Below are 19,612 nucleotides of genomic sequence, written 5' to 3' on the forward strand. Positions count from 1 at the left end.
TCGCTCGTTAGACGATGACGCGCTAACATCTCGAAATATTTTTTGCGTAGGGATTGGTAACTTGGCTGTATACCTCCATTCTGTCGCGCACGATCCAAGGAGTGATTGATGCGCGCTAACCCGTCAGAACCGAACGAAGCAGTTACGGCGAATCAACCTATCCAACCTGCTCGCCTCCAGTGGCTGGAGCTGTTGAGTAAATACCGCCAGCCAATCGGGCTGGGCGTCACGCTTTTGCTATTCGCCGTGGCCTTGATCGCTTGCCGACATATGTTGAGCGAGCTCGATCTCTATGCACTGCAAGACTCACTGCTGAGCGTACCGGGGCCGTCTTTGGCGGGCGCCCTGCTCGCAACAGCAATCGGCTTCGTCATTCTGCTCGGCTATGAGTTTTCCGCCAGCCGTTACGCAGGCGTTAATCTGCCTAACAAAACCCTCGCACTTGGCGGCTTTACAGCATTCGCTATTGGTAACGCGGTAGGCCTGTCAATGCTGTCCGGCGGCTCGGTGCGCTATCGACTGTACTCCCGCAAAGGCATCGGCGCGGTAGAAGTTGCCCGTATGACGCTGTTCGCCAGCTTGTCGCTCGGCTGCGCGCTGCCACCGCTGGCAGCATTGGCGACCCTGAGCAACCTGTCCGGAGCATCCCTTGCGCTGCATACACCTGTAGACCTGCTGGCAGCGATTGCAATCGGCGTTCTAGTGCTGACAGCCGTGCTGGCCATTGCAGTTTATCGCCGCCGACTACCAGAGCAGACGATCCCCCACACCCTGCTGGTGCGTGCCGGACGCCGCACCCTGCGCCTGCCTGGCGTGCGCCTGACGCTGATGCAACTGGTGATCACTGCACTGGATGTCGCAGCGGCAGCCACTGTCCTCTATCTACTGCTGCCACAGTCGCCACCATTCGGGGCCTTCATGCTGATTTACCTGCTGGCGCTGGCCGCAGGTGTGCTTAGCCATGTACCGGGCGGCGTGGGCGTTTTCGAGGCGATCCTGCTCGCAGCCTTCGCTAACGAATTGGGCGCGGCGCCGCTGGCTGCCGCATTGCTGCTGTACCGGATGATTTACGTCGTCCTGCCACTGTTGTTGGCGTGCCTGGTGCTTTTGTTCACAGAAGGTCAGCGCCTGCTACCGACCAAACAGGCGATGCGCGTCGCATCCGGTCTCGCCGCACCGATCCTCGCGCTACTGGTGTTCCTTTCCGGCGTTGTGCTGTTGTTTTCCGGTGCGACGCCCGAAATCGACACCCGTCTTGAGGATCTCGGCTTTCTCATCCCTCACCGCCTGATTAACCTTTCACACTTTGGCGCCAGCCTTATTGGCGTTCTGTGTCTGCTGCTGGCTCAAGGGCTGCGACGCCGCCTCTCGGCCGCATGGATGCTGACGGTTATTCTGCTATTGGCAGGCGCTGCACTGTCGATGCTTAAAGGCTTCGACTATGAAGAGGCCACCTTGCTGATCCTGACTGCGGCGCTGCTGGCCATTTTCCGCCGCTCGTTCTACCGGCCAAGTCGCCTGCTGGAGCTGCCCTTCTCGCCGCTGTATCTGGTGGCCACCCTCTGCGTACTGGGGGCATCGTTCTGGCTCCTGCTGTTCGCCTATCAGGACGTGCCTTACAGCCATCAGTTGTGGTGGCAGTTCACTCTGGATGCGGATGCACCTCGCGGGCTGCGCTCTGCGTTGGGTAGCGCTGTATTGTTGATCATTGTTTCGCTGACCTGGCTGCTGCGCACCGCACGACCGGTGATCAAACTCCCGGACGCCTCAGAGCTGGCCAAAGCCGCCGAGATCCTCAATGCATCGTCACAGCCTGATGGCGGACTGGTGCTGACCGGCGATAAAGCCGTTCTACTGCATCCCGAGGGCAACGCATTTCTGATGTACGCCCATCGCGGCCGCAGCCTCGTTGCCCTCTATGACCCGATCGGCCCGACCCAGCAACGCGCCGAGCTGATCTGGCAATTTCGCGACCTGTGTGACGTGCACCACGCCCGCCCTGTGTTCTATCAGGTCCGCGCGGAAAATCTGCCGTTCTACATGGACATCGGCCTGACTGCGATCAAGTTGGGTGAAGAGGCGCGGGTCAACCTGCGGCGCTTCGACATCGAAGCCAAAGGCAAGGAGATGAAAGACCTGCGCTACACCTGGAACCGGGGCGGACGTGATGGTTTGTCGCTGGAAATCTATGAAGCAGGTCAGGCACCACTGGATGAACTGAAAGTCATTTCCGATGCCTGGCTGACAGGCAAAAATGTGCGCGAAAAAGGCTTCTCACTGGGCCGCTTCAGCCCTGAGTACCTCAAGCATTTCCGCATCGCGATCATCCACTTCGAAGGCAAGCCGGTAGCGTTCTCCAACCTGCTTGAGACATCGCGTCATGATCTGGCCAGCCTGGACCTGATGCGCGCTCACCCTGATGCTCCGAAGCTGACCATGGAGTTCATGATGGTCGGGCTGATTCTGTATTACAAAGAGCACGGCTACGAACGCTTCAGCCTGGGCATGGTGCCGCTATCGGGCCTGCAACCACGCCGGGGCGCGCCCCTGACACAGCGCCTGGGCTCGATGGTGTTCCGTCGTGGCGAACAGCTCTACAACTTCCAGGGCTTGCGCCGCTTCAAAGACAAATTCCAGCCTGACTGGGAACCTCGTTATATGGCCGTGCCCGCCGGACTCGATCCGCTGGTGGCACTGGCTGACACCGCCGCCCTGATTGCGGGCGGCCTGACTGGATTGGTGAAACGCTGATGATTCAACGCTACCGGCGCATTTTGCTCGCAGCACTGCTGATTGTTTTGGTTCTGGTTCTTGGGGTCTGGTTGTGGAGCCGCCCCGCCCCACCCGCAACACTGGAGCGCTCCGCATTGAGCGACGGTTCAGCGGTGATCAGCGTAACGCCTGGCAACCGGGCCAAAGTTCGGGTTGCGCTGGCCGTGACCGCCGACGACCTGTTGTCTGACAAACAATTGCAGGCCCTGAGTCAGGACGCTTCCGCCCGGATCATTCAGGTTGTATTGCCAAAGGACGACTGCACCCTGCAGCAGAAGACCTTCAATGAAGCTCTGGGCAAGCTCGATGAAGCGCCAACAGTCGTAGCCGGTATTGGCCCGGGGGCAACCCTGGCCTGGCGCTGGCTCGCGGGGCAGAACAACGACAAGGCGGAGGCTATTTCAGTAGGTTTCTATCTGGAAGTGCCCTCTCAGCCGGTCAAGGCGCTTGAGCCCGATGAAACGCCGCCGGTTATCTGTGATGTACCATTGCCCAAGACCGCCCCGCACGGTCACTGGATGGTCGCGTGGAACGACGCGCCAGACGACGAGCCTGCAGCGTTCGTGCGCGATCAAGCCAACGCCGACACCAGCATCAGCGACTACGACATCAAGCTGCCACAGGTCCTCAACAGCGAGCTGCGCCGCAAACTGGTTGGCGAGGATGACAAAGGTGGCGGTCTGGGTATCCCTGTCGTAGAGGTGCCTGCTGCGCAACCCTCCGACACTGTAACGCTGTTCCTGTCCGGTGACGGCGGCTGGCGTGATCTGGACAAAGTCGTTGCCGGGGACATGGCTGGCATGGGCTATCCAGTGGTGGGTATCGATGTCCTGCGCTACTACTGGGAACACAAATCTCCTGAGCAGACAGCCGCTGACCTGACCGAACTGATGCAGCACTATCGCCAGAAATGGGGCGCCAAGCGCTTCATCCTCGCGGGTTACTCATTTGGCGCGGACGTCCTGCCTGCCGTTTACAACCGCTTGCCACAAGAGGATCAGGAGCGCGTTGACGGCATGATCCTGCTGGCCTTCGCTCGCACGGGCAGCTTCGAAATCCGCGTTGACGGCTGGCTAGGCGCGGCGGGCAAGGATCTGCAAACCGGTCCGGAAATGGCTAAATTGCCCGGTGAAAAAGTACTGTGCGTCTATGGCGTCGAAGAGACCAAGGAAAGCGGCTGCACCGACACCACCGCTGTCGGCGAGAAGTTGCAATTGCCGGGTGGTCACCACTTTGACGAAAACTACCCGGCGCTGGCCAAGCGCTTGATTGCTTTCATCAATAAGCGTCAAGGCAAGGCTACAGCGCAGTAAGCTGATTTACGGCAGTACAAAAAAATCCCCGTCAGCTGTGAGGCTGCGGGGATTTTTTGTTGGGGGCCTCAGGCCACTCTCCAGCCCTTATCGCCCATCGTGGGCAAGTACCGCTCCCACATATAGATTGCATTGATTCTGTAGGAGCGGTGCTTGCCCGCGATATAGGCGCAAAGGTCTCACTGGGAATTACATCTCAACCTGCGTCCCCAACTCGATCACCCGGTTAAAGGGCAACTTGAAGAAGCGCAGATTGCCGTTGGCATTCTTCAGCATGAAAGCAAACAGCGCTTCGCGCCATCGGGCCATACCGACCATTTTTGACGGGATCACGGTTTCACGACTCAGGAAATAAGTCGTACGCATCGGGCTGAAATCCAGCTCATCCAGATGACAAAGGCCGAGCGCGGCCGGTACATCCGGCTCATCAATGAAACCGAAATGCAGGATCACGCGATAGAAGCCTTCCCCGTAGGCTTCAACCTCAAAACGTTGCTGCGCCGGAACCCTTGGAGTGTCTTCATAGACCACCGTCAACAGCACCACCTGCTCATGCAGCACCTGGTTGTGCAGCATGTTGTGCAACAGGGCATGAGGCACTGCATCGCTGCGGGCAGTCAGAAACACCGCTGTCCCTTGCACCCGATGAGGTGGCTGGACACGAATGCTGCTGATAAAGATCGGCAGCGGCAGCCCGCCTTCGTCGATGCGGTCAACCAGCAATTGCTTGCCGCGCTTCCAGGTGGTCATCAGGATAAACAGCACCACCCCGGCAATGACCGGAAACGCGCCCCCCTGGATCACTTTCGGAACGTTGGCAGCAAAGAACAAGCTGTCCACGAACAGCAGCGCCAACAACAGCGGCACCGCCAGAACGGCAGGCCACTTCCAGAGCAGCAGCATCACGGACGAAACCAGAATGGTGGTACAGAACATCGTCCCGGTGACTGCGACACCATAAGCCGAAGCCAGCGCGCCCGAGGACTCGAAGCCCAGCACCAGGAGAATTACCCCCACCATCAACGACCAGTTCACCGCACCAATGTAGATCTGGCCTTGCGCATCACTGGACGTGTGCTGAATGTACATGCGCGGGATGTAGCCGAGCTGAATGGCCTGCAGCGTCATGGAGAACGCCCCGGAAATCACCGCCTGCGAGGCAATCACCGTCGCCAGGGTCGACAGGCCGATCAGCGGCAGCAAAGCCCAGCTGGGCGCCAGCAGATAAAACGGGTTACGAGCAGCCTCTGGATTCTCCAGAACCAGCGCGCCCTGACCGAAGTAGTTGAGCACCAGTGCAGGAAGAACCAGCGCGAACCATGCCCGGGCAATCGGCTTGCGACCAAAATGCCCCATATCCGCGTACAACGCTTCGGCACCGGTCAACGCCAGCACTACAGCGCCAAGGATCGCGACACCGATCCCCGGGTGAATGATAAAGAAGCGGACCGCCCAGACCGGGTTCATTGCATGCAACACTTCAGGCTGATGCACGATGCCGTTGATGCCCAAGAGCCCGAGCACCACAAACCAGGTCACCATCACCGGACCGAACAGCACGCCAATACGCGCGGTGCCATGACGCTGGATCAGGAACAGCGCGACAAGCACCACCAATGCCATCGGCACAACCCAATGCTCGATCCCGTCAAAGGCCAGCTCAAGTCCTTCCATCGCAGACAGCACGGAAATCGCCGGAGTGATCATGCTGTCGCCATAAAACAGCGCAGCACCAAACAAACCGAAAACCACCATGGTCATCTGCAGTTTCGGATACTTGATAGTGGCCCGCCGAGCCAGTGCGGTGAGCGCCATAATGCCGCCCTCCCCCTGGTTGTCGGCGCGCAGGATGAAGACCATGTATTTGAAGGAGACGACCCAGATCAGCGACCAGAAGATCAGCGACAGAATGCCAAGCACTGCGTCATGAGTGACGTCCACGCCATATCCGCCCTGAAACACTTCCTTGAGGGTGTACAGCGGACTGGTGCCGATATCGCCATAAACCACGCCCACCGCAGCCATCAATAGCGCGAGTGGTTTTGACACTGGATGCCCGGTCTCAGCCTGACTGCTTGCTTGACTCATTTACCACTCCGGAAACCGAGGCTTTAACTGCAACAACACGCGATAGTGCTTTGAGTCGCCAATACTTAATGCGTGCGACCGACATCGGAAAAACCGACATATTTCGTAACGACGCGAAGCATAGCGCAGCACTCGTCGTAATTCTCTGCATAACGCTGGTCAATCGCCGGGCTGATCGCTAGAATTGCGCACTTTTTGATCAGAGGCGCACGAATCCGGTTCCGGATACCAGCGCCCAGCTGTTGCCTCGGTTATATGCCGAAGCCCACATCTCCGCCGAGGTTAGTCAATGTCCACCGTCACCACGCCATCCGCCCCGAAGGTCGGGTTTGTAAGTCTGGGTTGCCCAAAAGCCTTGGTCGACTCCGAGCGCATCCTTACCCAGCTGCGCATGGAAGGCTACGAAGTCGTACCGACTTACCAGGACGCCGACGTCGTTGTGGTCAATACCTGCGGTTTCATCGATGCCGCCAAGGCCGAATCGCTGGAAGTGATTGGCGACGCTATCAAAGAGAACGGCAAGGTCATCGTCACCGGCTGCATGGGCGTTGATGAAAGCGTGATCCGTGACGTACACCCAAGCGTGCTGTCCGTTACCGGCCCGCAGCAATACGAACAAGTGGTCAACGCCGTTCATGATGCAGCGCCTCCGAAGCTCGATCACAACCCGCTGATCGATCTGGTCCCCCCTCAGGGCGTCAAACTGACCCCACGCCACTACGCGTACCTGAAGATTTCCGAAGGCTGCAATCACAGCTGCAGCTTCTGCATCATCCCGTCGATGCGCGGCAAACTGGTCAGCCGCCCGGTGGGCGATGTGCTCGACGAAGCCCAGCGTCTGGTCAAGGCTGGCGTAAAAGAACTGCTCGTGATCTCTCAGGACACCAGCGCCTACGGCGTCGACGTCAAGTACCGCACTGGCTTCTGGAACGGTGCCCCGGTCAAGACGCGCATGACCGAGCTGTGTCAGGCACTGAGCTCAATGGGTGTATGGGTCCGCCTGCACTATGTTTACCCGTACCCGCACGTTGATGAGCTGATCCCGCTGATGGCCGCCGGGAAAATCCTGCCGTACCTGGACATCCCGTTCCAGCACGCCAGCCCGAAAGTGCTCAAACTGATGAAGCGTCCGGCCTTCGAAGACAAGACTCTGGCCCGTATCAAGAACTGGCGTGAGCAATGCCCGGACCTGATCATCCGTTCAACCTTCATCGTCGGCTTCCCCGGCGAAACTGAAGAAGACTTCCAGTACCTGCTGGACTGGCTGACTGAAGCGCAACTCGACCGCGTCGGCTGCTTCCAGTACTCGCCGGTTGAAGGCGCACCGGCCAACCTGCTGGACGCGGCGATCGTGCCAGACGACGTCAAACAGGACCGTTGGGACCGTTTCATGGCTCACCAGCAAGCCATCAGCGCTGCCCGCCTGCAGATGAAAATCGGCCGGGAAATCGAAGTGCTGATTGACGAAGTCGACGAGCAAGGCGCTGTAGGCCGCTGCTTCTTCGATGCTCCGGAAATCGACGGCAATGTGTTCATCGCTCTGAATGACAACAGCACTTTGAAGCCTGGCGACAAGGTCATGTGCCGCGTCACCGACGCCGATGAGTACGATCTCTGGGCCGAAACGCTCTGACGCTTGCTTGATCTGACGCCATAAAAAAGCCCCGCCCTTCAAACGGCGGGGCTTTTTTTGGCTTCGAAGGGCTAAGCTAGTCCGTGTGCACTGCCGCCAATCGAACAGCTAATCCTTTAAGTGAAATGCCTTTTCTGTAGAAAATCGCCCCCGTGTCCCTGACACAACGCTGTCTCGCGGCAGATATTGGACCTGTAGGAGTGAGCTTGCTCGCGATTTAGACCTGCTGAGAATTAGCGTCTGGCCTGACGCTATCGCGAGCAAGCTCACTCCTACAGGGTCCATGTTTGCCACGGAACAACGCATCGCTTTAGCGATGTGCCAGAAACACAAAGCGACCTTCAATGGAGCCAACCCCCCATGCAACATCCGGCGATTTCCACGGCTGATAAAAATGACTATCCGCAGTTGATTCAAGTCTGGGAAAGCGCTGTCCGCGCGACGCATGACTTTTTGCCCGATGCTTATATCGCGCAGCTTAAGGAGCTGCTGTTGACCCATTATCTGGATACCGTGACGCTGTTCTGCACCCGGGATTCGCACCTGAATATCACGGGCTTCGCCGGGGTCAGCATCGGCAAGCTGGAGATGCTGTTCATCGACGCCGATCATCGCGGCCAAGGGCTGGGCAAACAGCTACTGGATTACAGCATCAAACACTTCAGGACCCGCGAGCTGGACGTCAACGAACAGAATCCACAGGCGTTGGGCTTTTACCTCAAGCAGGGTTTTGAAGTGATCAGCCGTTCGGAAGTCGACGGGCTTGGCCAGCCGTATCCGATGTTGCGGATGAGGCTGGAGCAGCGATTTTGATAACTAAGCCCCCCGTAGGAGCTGCCGAAGGCTGCGATTGCGGTGTATTGGGGGGAAATGCAATCGCAGCCTTCGGCAGCTCCTACAAGAATGCATTCAATATTTTGTTTGATGGAAGTGGCTTCAGCCATGAGGACAGCGACCCGATTACGCACCATTTGCAATGTTGCCGCGATTAACCGGGCGGGCACGGGTACAATGTCGGCCTTTCTCTCAAGTAACGGCTTTTTGTCATGTCAGAACCCATCCGCCTCTCCAAACGCCTGATCGAGCTGACCGGCTGCTCCCGCAGGGAGGCTGAGCTGTATATCGAGGGCGGCTGGGTCACCGTGGACGGTAAAGTCATCGATGAACCGCAGTTCAAGGTCGATACCGAAACGGTTGTGCTTGATCGCGAAGCCAAAGCCGATGCCCCCGAACCTGTCACCATCATCTTCCACAAGCCGGCCACTCTGAGTGAAGCCGACGCCTTGGCGTTGATCACGCCTGGTAGCCTTTCGGAAGAACACAGCTTTGGCAAACGCCCTCTCAAAGGACACTTTCTGCGCCTTGAACCCATCTCGACGCTGCAGGCCAATGCCAGCGGCCTGATGGTGTTCAGCCAGGACTGGAAGATCTTGCGCAAGCTCACGGATGATCGCAGCAAGATCGAACAAGAGTACGTGGTGGAAATTTCCGGCGAGATGGTTGCTCACGGTCTCAACCGGCTCAATCACGGCATGACTTACAAAGGCACGGAATTGCCCAAGGTCAAAGCCAGCTGGCAGAGCGAGAACCGTCTGCGCTTTGCGATGAAAAACCCTCAACCCGGCGTCATCGCCCAGATGTGTGAAGCCGTTGGCCTGAAGATCGTTTCAGTCCGTCGCATCCGCATCGGCGGCGTGTCCATGGGCAAGTTGCCCGAAGGCCAATGGCGCTACATGACTTCCAAAGAGAAGTTCTGATTCAGTTCAATGCTGCTGGATCCTTTCCTGCAGCGTGACCCCAGCCTTACCAGGATTTACCCAATCATGATGAACAACGACGTACTGCGCAGCGTGCGCTACATGCTTGATATCAGCGACGGCAAAATTGTCGACATCACCAGGCTCGGCGGTTTTGAAGTCTCCAAAGCAGACGTTATCGCTTTTACCAAGAAGGACGATGAAGAAGGCTATCTGAATTGCAGCGATGAAATCATGGCGCATTTCCTTGATGGCCTGGTGATCTTCAAGCGTGGCAAGGACGATAGCCGCGCGCCGCAGCCTGTCGAACTGCCGGTCACCAACAACACCGTTTTGAAGAAGCTGCGCGTAGCCTTCGAACTGAAGGAAGAGGACATGCATGCGATCCTCAAATCGGTTGAGTTCCCGGTCTCCAAGCCTGAGCTGAGTGCCCTGTTCCGCAAGTTCGGCCACAGCAACTACCGCACGTGTGGCGACCAGTTGCTGCGTAACTTCCTCAAGGGTTTGACCCTGCGGGTTCGCCCTTGACCGCATTGACTCTGAGTCAGTATATGCACCCGATAGGAGCGAACTTGTTCGCGAGGCGGTGTTATGCGATACAGCGCCTCGCGAACAAGTTCGCTCCTACCGGATGCCTGATTCCGCTCATCCATGACTGACTCCTACACCGTCTCCCCTATCGGCTTTGTCCGCTCCTGCTTCAAGGAGAAGTTCGCCATCCCACGCCAGCCACAACTGGCCCCGGCGGCGCGCGGTGTGCTGGAACTGGTAGCGCCGTTCGATCAGGGGGATGCGGTACAAGGCCTGGAGCAGGTCAGTCATGTCTGGTTGCTATTCCTCTTTCATCTGGCGCTGGAAGAAAAGCCACGCCTGAAAGTACGCCCCCCCAGGCTGGGCGGTAATCAATCGATGGGCGTGTTTGCGACCCGCGCCACGCATCGTCCTAACGGGATCGGCCAGTCTGTGGTCAAACTGGACAAGGTTGAAGCCGGACGCCTGTACTTATCGGGCATCGACTTGCTGGACGGCACACCGGTGCTGGACATCAAGCCCTATGTGCCTTACGCCGACAACGTGTCGACCGCCTTCAATAACATGGCCAGTGCCGCACCAGACCTCATCCCTGTGAGTTGGGATGAGTCAGCCTTGAAGCAGGCTCATGCGCACGGCATGCGCCTGAATGAACCGCTGATCGAACTGATTGAGCAATGCCTGGCGCAGGATCCACGCCCGGCCTATCAGACACCCACTCCAGAACGCCGCTACGGTGCACAGTTCTGGGATCTGGACGTACGCTGGCACTATCCAGAGCCTGGTGTCATCAAGGTGCTCGAAGTGGTGCCGGGGAACGCCTGACCAGGCGACTTATCTACGCCCACAAAAAAACCGCCCGGTCCGTGACCCCCAGGCGGTTTTTTTGTCACATCAGCGGAGTGTGCGAACACACCCCACCCCGTAATTTCGGCCCTTACTTCTCGACGAATGCACGCTCGATCAGATAGTCGCCTGGCTCACGCATACGCGGAGAAACCGTCAGACCGAAGCTGTTGAGCACTTCGCTGGTTTCGTCGAGCATGCTTGGGCTACCGCACAACATGGCGCGGTCGTCCTGAGGGTTGATCGGTGGCAGACCAATATCGCTGAACAACTTGCCGCTACGCATCAGATCAGTCAGACGACCTTCGTTCTCGAAAGGCTCGCGAGTAACGGTCGGGTAGTAGATGAGCTTGTCGCGCAGCGCGTCGCCGAAGAACTCGTTCTGTGGCAGGTGTTCGGTGATGAATTCGCGATAAGCGACCTCATTCACATAGCGTACGCCGTGGCACAGAATGACTTTTTCAAAACGCTCATAGGTTTCAGGGTCTTGAATAACGCTCATGAACGGCGCCAGACCGGTACCCGTGCTCAGCAGATAAAGATGCTTGCCCGGCTTGAGGTCGTCGAGTACCAGCGTGCCCGTAGGCTTTTTGCTGATGATGATCTCATCGCCTTCCTTCAAGTGTTGCAATTGCGAAGTCAGGGGACCATCAGGCACTTTAATGCTGAAGAATTCGAGATGCTCTTCCCAGTTGGGGCTGGCGATCGAATAGGCACGCATGAGCGGGCGCCCGTTTGGCTGCTGCAGACCGATCATGACGAACTGACCGTTCTCGAAACGCAGACCTGGATCGCGGGTGCACTTGAAACTGAAGAGTGTGTCGTTCCAGTGGTGGACGCTTAGAACACGCTCGTGGTTCATGTTGCTCATTTACGTGAAAACTCCTGAGATTCGCTTGCGCCGGGTAGGAACGCTATTGCGCGATATTCTAGTGGGAAGCACAATATCTGTTAACTGAATTATTAAGATATAGGTTATCGGTTATATAGATATGCGATTTACTTTACGTCAACTTCAGGTTTTTGTAGCCGTCGCCCAACAGGAAAGCGTTTCCCGGGCGGCGATCCTGCTATCGCTGTCCCAATCGGCCGCCAGCACGTCCATCACCGAACTGGAGCGACAGTCCAGCTGCCAGTTGTTCGACCGGGCGGGTAAACGCCTGAGCCTGAATGCCACCGGACGTCAGTTACTGCCCCAAGCGGTTGCCCTGCTGGACCAGGCCAAAGAGATCGAGGACTTGCTCAATGGTAAATCCGGTTTCGGCTCACTGGCGGTAGGTGCCACGCTGACCATCGGCAATTACCTGGCGACGCTGTTGATCGGCAGTTTCATGCAGCGTCACCCGGAGAGCCAGGTCAAGCTGCATGTACAGAACACCGCTCACATCGTGCAGCAGGTCGCACACTACGAAATTGATCTGGGTCTGATTGAAGGCGATTGCACGCACGCTGACATTGAAGTGCAACGCTGGGTCGAAGACGAACTGGTCGTTTTCTGCGCCCCTCAGCACCCACTGGCCAAACGCGGACATGCCAGCCTCGACGAACTGACCCAGGAAGCCTGGATCCTGCGTGAACAGGGCTCAGGAACCCGCCTTACGTTCGATCAGGCGATGCGTCATCATCGCAATGCACTGAATGTACGCCTGGAGCTTGAGCATACCGAGGCCATCAAACGTGCCGTCGAATCAGGCCTGGGGATCGGCTGCATATCGCGACTGGCGCTGCGGGATGCGATTCGACGCGGCAGCCTGGTGGCAGTTGAAACGCCGGAGCTGGATCTTTCCAGAGAGTTCTATTTCATCTGGCACAAGCAGAAGTATCAGACCTCTGCCATGCGCGAGTTTCTCGACCTGTGCCGCTCGTTGACTGAAGGCGTCCAGCGCAGCGATGAAATCGTGCTGCCAAGCATGTACTAGGTGATTCAGCCGAACAGGATCAACAGCCATACAGCAGCGATCATGGTCAACGAGACCATCTGGGCAGCGCTGCCCATGTCTTTGGCGTTTTTCGAAAGAGGATGCAAATCCAGGGAAATGCGATCGATGGCCGCTTCAACCGCCGAATTGAGCAGTTCTACGATCAATGCCAGCAGGCACACCGCGATCAATAACGCGCGCTCGCCCTTGCTCACATCGACGATAAAAGCCAGTGGCACCAGCACTACGTTGAGAAGCACCAATTGCCTGAAAGCGGCTTCACCCTTGAAAGCGGCAGACAGACCATCGAAAGAATAACCGGCGGCATTCAGGATACGTTTCAGGCCCGTTTGGCCTTTGAAAGGAGACATAGATAGGCTGCTGTGCAAAAAAGATGATGGAAGCTAATTCAGGACAGATCAAAAAATTGTGAACGTTGGGTGGTCCAGAGTTATCCGTTTGGAGAAATCGATTCCAGCTGTTGCAGAAGCAGCGCAGCCTGAGTTCGTGTCCGCACACCCAGCTTGCGAAATATCGCCGTGACATGGGCCTTGATCGTTGCCTCGGACACAGTCAGCTCATAGGCAATCTGCTTGTTCAGCAATCCTTCACAGACCATGGTCAATACCCGGAACTGCTGAGGCGTGAGACTTGCCAGACCCGCGCTGGCGGCTTTGGCTTCATCAGAAACACTCACGGCTTCGTTAGCCTGCGGCGGCCACCAGACATCGCCTTCAAGTACCTTGCGCACGGCCTGCTGAATGGTCTCCAACGGGCTGGACTTGGGGATGAAGCCACTGGCACCAAACTCTCGAGACCTGACAACAATGGCGGCTTCTTCCTGCGCGGACACCATCACCACCGGAATCTGCGGATACTGGCCACGCAACAGGACCAGACCGGAAAAGCCATAAGCACCCGGCATATTCAAGTCCAGCAGGACCAGATCCCAGTCAGACTTCTCATCCAGACGCGCTTCAAGCTGGGCAATGCTCTCCGCCTCCACGAGTCTCACATCAGGACCGAGGCCAAGGCTCAATGCCTGATGCAACGCGCTGCGGAACAGCGGATGGTCATCGGCAATCAGGATTTCGTAAGTCATGGGGTGGTCCTGTACTTATAAGTGGGCGCCGATCCATTCAGCGCCCAGCAAGGCATTGGCAAATGCCAGCAAACACGTGTCGCATCAATACGCAGCGCGAACCTCAGTCTGCGAAAAACAACCGTCCGGGCCTTTATGCGGCGCCAGCATGCCCAGCGAAACCGGGGTGGTCAAGCATTAACCCGGCAGCAAACAGAGGTTATTTCGCACACATCTGCGCCTCACTCGCGAAGGCGCAATATCAACTCAGAGAAAAGCCTTCAGATGGGTGTGAGAGACATCATCCGAATCAATGCTTTTTTGATACTTAGCGCCCAGATAGTGAGCAGTAAACACATCCAGATAAGCATCAAGCACCCCGCTGGCTTGCGTATCACCGGCCAGCTCCAGACACAATGCCGCGACTTCCGCCGTGCAAAAATGATCATCACGCTTCGAGCGGCGCAGGCGATAGCGGGACATCTGTTCCGGCTCAAGGCTGAGCACCGGAAACCGTTCAAGGTAAGGGCTTTTGCGAAACATCTTGCGCGCTTCGGGCCAGGTCGCATCCAGCAAGATGAAGAGCGGACGCTTGCCCTCTTCCGGAATGACCTGGTTGACCACCCGTTGCGGAGCCACAAACTCGCCCGGGAAAACAATATAGGGCTGCCATTGTGGGTCATCCAGCAATGCCAGCAACTGCTCATCGACCTCTATGCGCGACCAGCCAAATGCATGAGTGTCATCGACAACGTCCGCAATCAGCCAGCCGGTATTGGTCGGCTTAAGCGGCTCAGTGTCGTACATGAGCAGACACATGGCCGAATTGGTCGCCACATTTGGCTTCCACCCACACAGGCAGTACTCGGGGATCACTCGACACTGATTGCAGCGTGGCGCGCGCGACCCACGTGCAATAAACGGCTTGGTACTCTGCGCCAGACGGCGATCGCGCAGGCGAGAAACGGCGTGACTCATAATGGCATGCGTCGATGAAAGGGAAGCGTGAACACTGCGATAACTCGGCGGGCTGAAAAGTCTGCGCAGTTTAACAGAGCCACGTCCTGTCCGGCCCGCGCTGTCGATGGACGAATCGCTTTCAATGCGCGTCATCCTTATACTTCGCCATCGTTCATGCACATCCAGCCCTGCTGCCTGCTGAACATACTTGCAAGTCACCGGTCCAACGGGCCAGTCACTGAATCAGGAGAATTTAATGCTGCGCCTTACCGTCCCCACCCTCATGTTGCTGCTCGCTGTTCCGTTCTGCGCCCAGGCGGCGTCGAAGCAGGATTTCGAACTGAGCAAAATGCTTGAAAAAGTTGCGAAGGAAAGCAGCGTCGGCACACCGAGGGCCATCAACGAGGACATTCTTGATCAGGGTTACACGGTTGAGGGCAATCAGTTGATCAACCATTTGAGCGTTCGCGCGGGCCAGGCCCAGCAGATGCGTGCCAATCCTGACGCGGTACGCAACCAGTTGGGCAATAGCGTTTGCCACAACAATGGCTACCGCCAACTGATGAGCAAGGGAGCAGTACTCAAGTATCAGTTCACCGAGTACAAGACTAATCGTCCGGTAACCAGTCAGGTATTCAAGGCCAGCGACTGTTCGGTCAAGAAGTAAGAACGCACCAGCCCTCGTCCTGAGGAGCTGCCATGTGGGAACCGGGCTTGCCCGCGATAAGGGCGACTCGATTCAACTGACACACCGAGGTGCCCGCATCGCGGGCAAGCCCGGCTCCCACAGCACCGCGTTGGCATCGGGTTTGCGATGGTGCCTGCGTAGACATTGGTTTTAATAGTGTTGGAGCGAGTGGCTGCTCCTACAGACATCGTTCTCTAAGGCTGCGAAAGCGTTATTTCCGACGCGCAGATATTCGCAGCCTTCAGCAGCTCCTACCGATTCGCCGTCACTGCCTGCCAGTGCTCTGTGTACCCTCTATTTCCCACTAGCTTGAACAGCGGAAATTTAATGCCATAAACAAACGTTGCCAGTTCCATGCAGGCTAGGCACATTATCGAATTGGAATAAGCGTCACGCTTCAGACGACGGTGCGAGCTGGAGCGATGATTTCGCGCACGGAGAAGCCCTTAATGCCTTATGTCCCTAATGACCTGCTGAGCAGCCACTTTCAAAGTAACGGTAAAGACCTCACCAGCAAGATCGAAGAACAGATCAATCTGGTAGCCCCCAACAGTCCAAACCTTCCGCTCTATCGCGACATGATGCTGACCGTATTGCGCATGGCCCAGGACGATCGCAATCGCTGGAACGCAAAAATCACCCTGCAAGCCTTGCGCGAACTGGACAATGCCTTTCGAGTGCTTGAGCAGTTCCGCGGGCGCCGCAAGGTGACGGTCTTCGGCTCCGCCCGCACCCCCGTTGAACATCCACTGTATGCGCTGGCCAAGGAGCTTGGCGCATTGCTGGCCAAAGCGGATCTGATGGTCATCACCGGCGCGGGCGGCGGCATCATGGCCGCAGCCCATGAAGGCGCCGGGCTGAATCACAGCCTGGGCTTCAACATCACTTTGCCGTTCGAGCAGCACGCTAACGCCACGGTCGAGGGCACAGGCAACCTGCTGCCCTTCCACTTCTTCTTTACGCGCAAGCTGTTCTTTGTCAAAGAAGCCGATGCGCTGGTGCTTTGCCCAGGTGGTTTCGGCACGCTTGATGAAGCTCTGGAAGTACTGACACTGATTCAGACCGGGAAAAGTCCACTGGTGCCTATCGTGCTACTGGACGTGCCAGGAGGAAGCTTCTGGCAGAGCGCGCTGGACTTCATCAAAAGTCAGCTGGAAGAAAATCACTACATTCTGCCAAATGACATGAAGCTACTGCGCCTGGTCTACAGCGCCGAAGAAGCAGTTGAGGAAATCGATCAGTTCTACAGCAACTTCCATTCAAGCCGCTGGCTGAAGAACAAGTTCATCCTGCGCATGCATCACCCGCTCACCGAGCAAGCCATTGCGCATATGCAAGAGGCATTCGCCGACCTGCGTCTGGCAGAAGACTTTCAGCAACATGCTTATCAGGGTGAAGAACACGAGGCTGATTTTAGCCATCTGACGCGCTTGGTGTTTAGTTTCAGTGGACGTAATCAAGGGCGGCTGCGGGAATTGGTCGACTACATCAACCTGTCGGAAAACTGGGTTCAACCAGCAGCAAAGCTGAAAACCCGAGAATCCGAGTCGTCAAAAGAATCCTGAGGATCAGTCGTCCTCGCCACGGCCGCTCAGCAGGCGGCCAATCATATCCATTGGATAACCACGGTAACTCAAGAAACGACCTTGCCTGGCACGTTCCCGCGCGTCTGCGGGCAACTGCCCGGCGAACTTGCGCTGCCAGATTTCATGCAGCTTTTCCTGCCAATCAAAACCACACTCCCGAATCGCCTGTTCGATTTCCGCGCGTTGCAATCCACGCTGATTCAGCTCCTCGCGAATACGCGCAGGACCATAGCCCGAGCGTGCACGGTAAGAGACGAAACTTTCGAGGTAGCGCGCTTCTGACAACAGCCCTTCTTCAACAAGGCGGTCGAGAGCAGGTTCGATGAGTTCAGGAGTTGCGCCGCGCTGACGCAGTTTGCGCGTCAGCTCGACACGACCGTGCTCGCGTCGTGCGAGCAGGTCCATTGCGGTGCGCCTTACGGCGACAGGTGTATCGAGTACAACCGACATGATCTATCAGAGATCAACGTCAGCTTCAGCCATGTCATCAGCAGGCGCTGGTGCACGAGAGGCTTCGGATTTGGTATCAACACCTGGAGTCAGCAGCTTCTCACGAATCATCTTCTCAAGGGTGGCACCAACTTCCGGGTTATCCGCCAGGAACTTGGCCGAGTTGGCTTTACCCTGGCCGATTTTGCTGCCTTGGTAGCTGTACCATGCACCGGACTTCTCTACGAAACCATGCAGTACGGCCAGATCAATGATCTCGCCATTGAGGTAGATACCCTTGCCGTAAAGAATCTGGAACTCGGCCTGACGGAACGGCGGGGCCACCTTGTTCTTGACGACTTTGACACGGGTTTCACTGCCGACGACTTCGTCGCCCTCTTTAACTGCACCGGTACGACGGATATCCAGACGGACCGAAGCGTAGAACTTCAGCGCGTTACCACCAGTGGTGGTCTCCGGACTACCGAACATTACACCGATCTTCATACGGATCTGGTTAATGAAGATAACCAGACAGTTGGCGTTTTTGATGTTGCCGGTGATCTTGCGCAGCGCCTGAGACATCAGACGAGCCTGCAGACCCACGTGCATGTCACCCATTTCGCCTTCGATTTCAGCCTTCGGCACCAGAGCGGCAACGGAGTCGACAACGATGACGTCGATTGCATTGGAACGCACCAGCATGTCGGTGATTTCCAGTGCCTGCTCACCGGTATCGGGCTGCGAAACCAGCAGGTCGTCAACATTGACGCCCAGCTTGCCTGCGTATTCTGGATCAAGCGCGTGCTCGGCATCGACGAACGCACAAGTTGCACCCATTTTCTGGGCCTGGGCGATAACCGACAGCGTCAGCGTCGTTTTACCGGAAGACTCAGGACCATAGATTTCAACGATCCGGCCTTTCGGCAAACCACCGATACCCAGCGCGATATCGAGCCCGAGTGAACCGGTGGAGATAGAAGGAATCGCCTGGCGGTCATGGTCACCCATGCGCATTACGGCACCTTTACCGAATTGACGCTCGATCTGACCCAAGGCCGCAGCCAAGGCTTTCTTCTTGTTGTCGTCCATTGAAGTCCTCACGTAATCAAATTCAATTAGGGGCCTGACGGCCACAACACCTGTATAAGTAGACAGTATTATTCCACAGGGTTGAGCGCTCGCCTACCCCCGAGTTGGTATTTCTGCACTGACAAGCCGGATCAGCCCCTCTAGCGCGGCTTTCACCGTTTGTCGGCGCACCTCGTCACGGTCTCCGGCGAACTGTTCGCGCCGTGAAATCAGCTTTTCACCCACGCCCCAGCACAACCATACAGTGCCGACCGGCTTCTCGACCGAGCCGCCATCGGGCCCGGCGACGCCACTGACCGCGACAGCAAATCCTGCACCGCTATGACGTTGCGCACCCGACACCATCGCGCGCACCACCTCTTCGCTGACCGCACCGACGCGGGCAAACAACTCGGTCGGTACTTGCAACTGGAGGGTTTTCTGGTGATTGGAGTAAGTGACATAACCCGCCTCGAACCAGGCCGAACTGCCGGGTATCCGGGTAATCGCTTCGGCGATGCCGCCGCCGGTACAGGACTCGGCGGTGCTGACCTGCGCGTTGATCGATTGCAGATGCTTGCCAAGGGTGGCGGCAAGCCGGGTGATTTCATCCAAGATGCTCTTCCTTTGGAAAGGCGAGTAAACCAACACCGTACACGAGCGCTTCGAAGGTGCAAGCAGAGAGCGGCCTGATCGCGACCGCCCTCATGTATGCGTCATTTATCCCGGGTTTTCGGGCAGTGCGGCTTCTTGATGGTTTCAACCGTTGTTTCCTTCGGGCGTCGCCGGGCCTCCTCGATGGGAATGAAACGCCCGCTTCCGGAATCCCTTCCGCGTTTGTTAGCCATATAAAATTCCTTTTACATAAACGCCTGCTCGGGATTGAGAGGCGACGCAGCAAAGTCTATACAGCGATTTCACCTCTGTGGCCGTCCGGA

General features: G+C 57.1%; 19 protein-coding genes. 10 read left to right on the forward strand and 9 right to left on the reverse strand.

Going from position 1 to position 19,612, the window contains the following annotated elements:
- The first annotated feature begins 108 nt into the window (after positions 1 to 108).
- Both mprF and AUC61_RS20260 read left to right on the forward strand, forming a co-directional pair.
- Positions 109 to 2,751 carry a bifunctional lysylphosphatidylglycerol flippase/synthetase MprF gene (gene mprF / locus AUC61_RS20255; RefSeq protein ID WP_243247933.1) on the forward strand — a complete coding sequence of 881 codons (2,643 nt, stop codon included), beginning with the start codon at positions 109 to 111 and terminating at the stop codon, positions 2,749 to 2,751.
- The gene (locus AUC61_RS20260; protein WP_243247934.1) at positions 2,751 to 4,085 is read left to right on the forward strand and encodes a virulence factor family protein; all 1,335 of its coding nucleotides are present in this window, start codon (positions 2,751 to 2,753) and stop codon (positions 4,083 to 4,085) included. The genes mprF and AUC61_RS20260 overlap by 1 nt, the downstream gene beginning before the upstream one ends.
- Positions 4,086 to 4,274: 189 nt before the next feature.
- Here AUC61_RS20260 and AUC61_RS20265 read toward each other — a convergent pair whose 3' ends face one another.
- Positions 4,275 to 6,173, reverse strand: a complete 1,899-nt coding sequence (locus AUC61_RS20265; protein ID WP_243247935.1) for a potassium transporter Kup — start codon at positions 6,171 to 6,173, stop codon at positions 4,275 to 4,277.
- Between the two features lie 289 nt (positions 6,174 to 6,462).
- Between AUC61_RS20265 and rimO the strand changes: the two genes are divergently transcribed.
- The 5 genes from rimO (at position 6,463) to tsaA (ending at position 10,919) form a co-directional block, all read left to right on the forward strand.
- Positions 6,463 to 7,806: a 30S ribosomal protein S12 methylthiotransferase RimO gene (gene rimO / locus AUC61_RS20270; RefSeq protein WP_243247936.1), complete on the forward strand. Its 1,344-nt coding sequence runs from the start codon at positions 6,463 to 6,465 to the stop codon at positions 7,804 to 7,806.
- Between the two features lie 360 nt (positions 7,807 to 8,166).
- Positions 8,167 to 8,619 (forward strand): GNAT family N-acetyltransferase, encoded by a 453-nt coding sequence (locus AUC61_RS20275; RefSeq protein ID WP_243247937.1) that lies wholly within the window; start codon positions 8,167 to 8,169, stop codon positions 8,617 to 8,619.
- Between the two features lie 233 nt (positions 8,620 to 8,852).
- Positions 8,853 to 9,563 carry an rRNA pseudouridine synthase gene (locus AUC61_RS20280; protein WP_243247938.1) on the forward strand — a complete coding sequence of 237 codons (711 nt, stop codon included), beginning with the start codon at positions 8,853 to 8,855 and terminating at the stop codon, positions 9,561 to 9,563.
- 66 nt (positions 9,564 to 9,629) lie between these two features.
- Entirely contained in the window at positions 9,630 to 10,091 is a 462-nt protein-coding gene (locus AUC61_RS20285) for a YehS family protein (protein ID WP_243247939.1), read from the forward strand.
- 123 nt (positions 10,092 to 10,214) lie between these two features.
- Positions 10,215 to 10,919 (forward strand): tRNA (N6-threonylcarbamoyladenosine(37)-N6)-methyltransferase TrmO, encoded by a 705-nt coding sequence (gene tsaA, locus AUC61_RS20290; protein WP_243247940.1) that lies wholly within the window; start codon positions 10,215 to 10,217, stop codon positions 10,917 to 10,919.
- 112 nt (positions 10,920 to 11,031) lie between these two features.
- Here the strand turns inward: tsaA and fpr are convergent, their stop codons facing one another.
- Positions 11,032 to 11,811 carry a ferredoxin-NADP reductase gene (gene fpr / locus AUC61_RS20295; RefSeq protein WP_122665176.1) on the reverse strand — a complete coding sequence of 260 codons (780 nt, stop codon included), beginning with the start codon at positions 11,809 to 11,811 and terminating at the stop codon, positions 11,032 to 11,034.
- 121 nt (positions 11,812 to 11,932) lie between these two features.
- Between fpr and AUC61_RS20300 the strand changes: the two genes are divergently transcribed.
- Complete coding sequence (locus tag AUC61_RS20300) at positions 11,933 to 12,859, forward strand: LysR family transcriptional regulator (RefSeq protein ID WP_122665177.1); 927 nt, start codon at positions 11,933 to 11,935, stop codon at positions 12,857 to 12,859.
- 5 nt (positions 12,860 to 12,864) lie between these two features.
- On the opposite strand, the gene AUC61_RS20305 is transcribed toward AUC61_RS20300, so the two are convergent.
- From AUC61_RS20305 to AUC61_RS20315, 3 genes are all read right to left on the reverse strand, one after another.
- Positions 12,865 to 13,230 (reverse strand): diacylglycerol kinase, encoded by a 366-nt coding sequence (locus tag AUC61_RS20305; RefSeq protein ID WP_243247941.1) that lies wholly within the window; start codon positions 13,228 to 13,230, stop codon positions 12,865 to 12,867.
- A gap of 80 nt (positions 13,231 to 13,310) precedes the next feature.
- Positions 13,311 to 13,961, reverse strand: coding sequence for a response regulator transcription factor ErdR (erdR, locus tag AUC61_RS20310; RefSeq protein WP_122665179.1), 651 nt, complete (start codon positions 13,959 to 13,961; stop codon positions 13,311 to 13,313).
- A 246-nt stretch (positions 13,962 to 14,207) separates the two neighbouring features.
- Complete coding sequence (locus AUC61_RS20315) at positions 14,208 to 14,918, reverse strand: tRNA-uridine aminocarboxypropyltransferase (RefSeq protein WP_243247942.1); 711 nt, start codon at positions 14,916 to 14,918, stop codon at positions 14,208 to 14,210.
- Positions 14,919 to 15,156: 238 nt separating this feature from the next.
- On the opposite strand from AUC61_RS20315, the gene AUC61_RS20320 reads away from it, so the two are divergent.
- Complete coding sequence (locus tag AUC61_RS20320) at positions 15,157 to 15,567, forward strand: quorum-sensing-regulated virulence factor family protein (protein WP_243247943.1); 411 nt, start codon at positions 15,157 to 15,159, stop codon at positions 15,565 to 15,567.
- Between the two features lie 470 nt (positions 15,568 to 16,037).
- Positions 16,038 to 17,153: an LOG family protein gene (locus tag AUC61_RS20325; RefSeq protein ID WP_243247944.1), complete on the forward strand. Its 1,116-nt coding sequence runs from the start codon at positions 16,038 to 16,040 to the stop codon at positions 17,151 to 17,153.
- 3 nt (positions 17,154 to 17,156) lie between these two features.
- Here the strand turns inward: AUC61_RS20325 and recX are convergent, their stop codons facing one another.
- From recX to AUC61_RS26450, 4 genes are all read right to left on the reverse strand, one after another.
- Positions 17,157 to 17,624 carry a recombination regulator RecX gene (recX, locus tag AUC61_RS20330; protein ID WP_243247945.1) on the reverse strand — a complete coding sequence of 156 codons (468 nt, stop codon included), beginning with the start codon at positions 17,622 to 17,624 and terminating at the stop codon, positions 17,157 to 17,159.
- 6 nt (positions 17,625 to 17,630) lie between these two features.
- On the reverse strand, positions 17,631 to 18,695 hold the full coding sequence (gene recA / locus AUC61_RS20335) for a recombinase RecA (RefSeq protein WP_122665184.1): 1,065 nt from the start codon (positions 18,693 to 18,695) through the stop codon (positions 17,631 to 17,633).
- Between the two features lie 93 nt (positions 18,696 to 18,788).
- On the reverse strand, positions 18,789 to 19,289 hold the full coding sequence (locus tag AUC61_RS20340; RefSeq protein ID WP_243247946.1) for a CinA family protein: 501 nt from the start codon (positions 19,287 to 19,289) through the stop codon (positions 18,789 to 18,791).
- A 101-nt stretch (positions 19,290 to 19,390) separates the two neighbouring features.
- The gene (locus AUC61_RS26450) at positions 19,391 to 19,522 is read right to left on the reverse strand and encodes a hypothetical protein (protein ID WP_279291103.1); all 132 of its coding nucleotides are present in this window, start codon (positions 19,520 to 19,522) and stop codon (positions 19,391 to 19,393) included.
- Between the last annotated feature and the right edge of the window lie 90 nt (positions 19,523 to 19,612).

Source organism: Pseudomonas maioricensis (assembly GCF_022790535.1).
Lineage (GTDB): Bacteria > Pseudomonadota > Gammaproteobacteria > Pseudomonadales > Pseudomonadaceae > Aquipseudomonas > Aquipseudomonas maioricensis.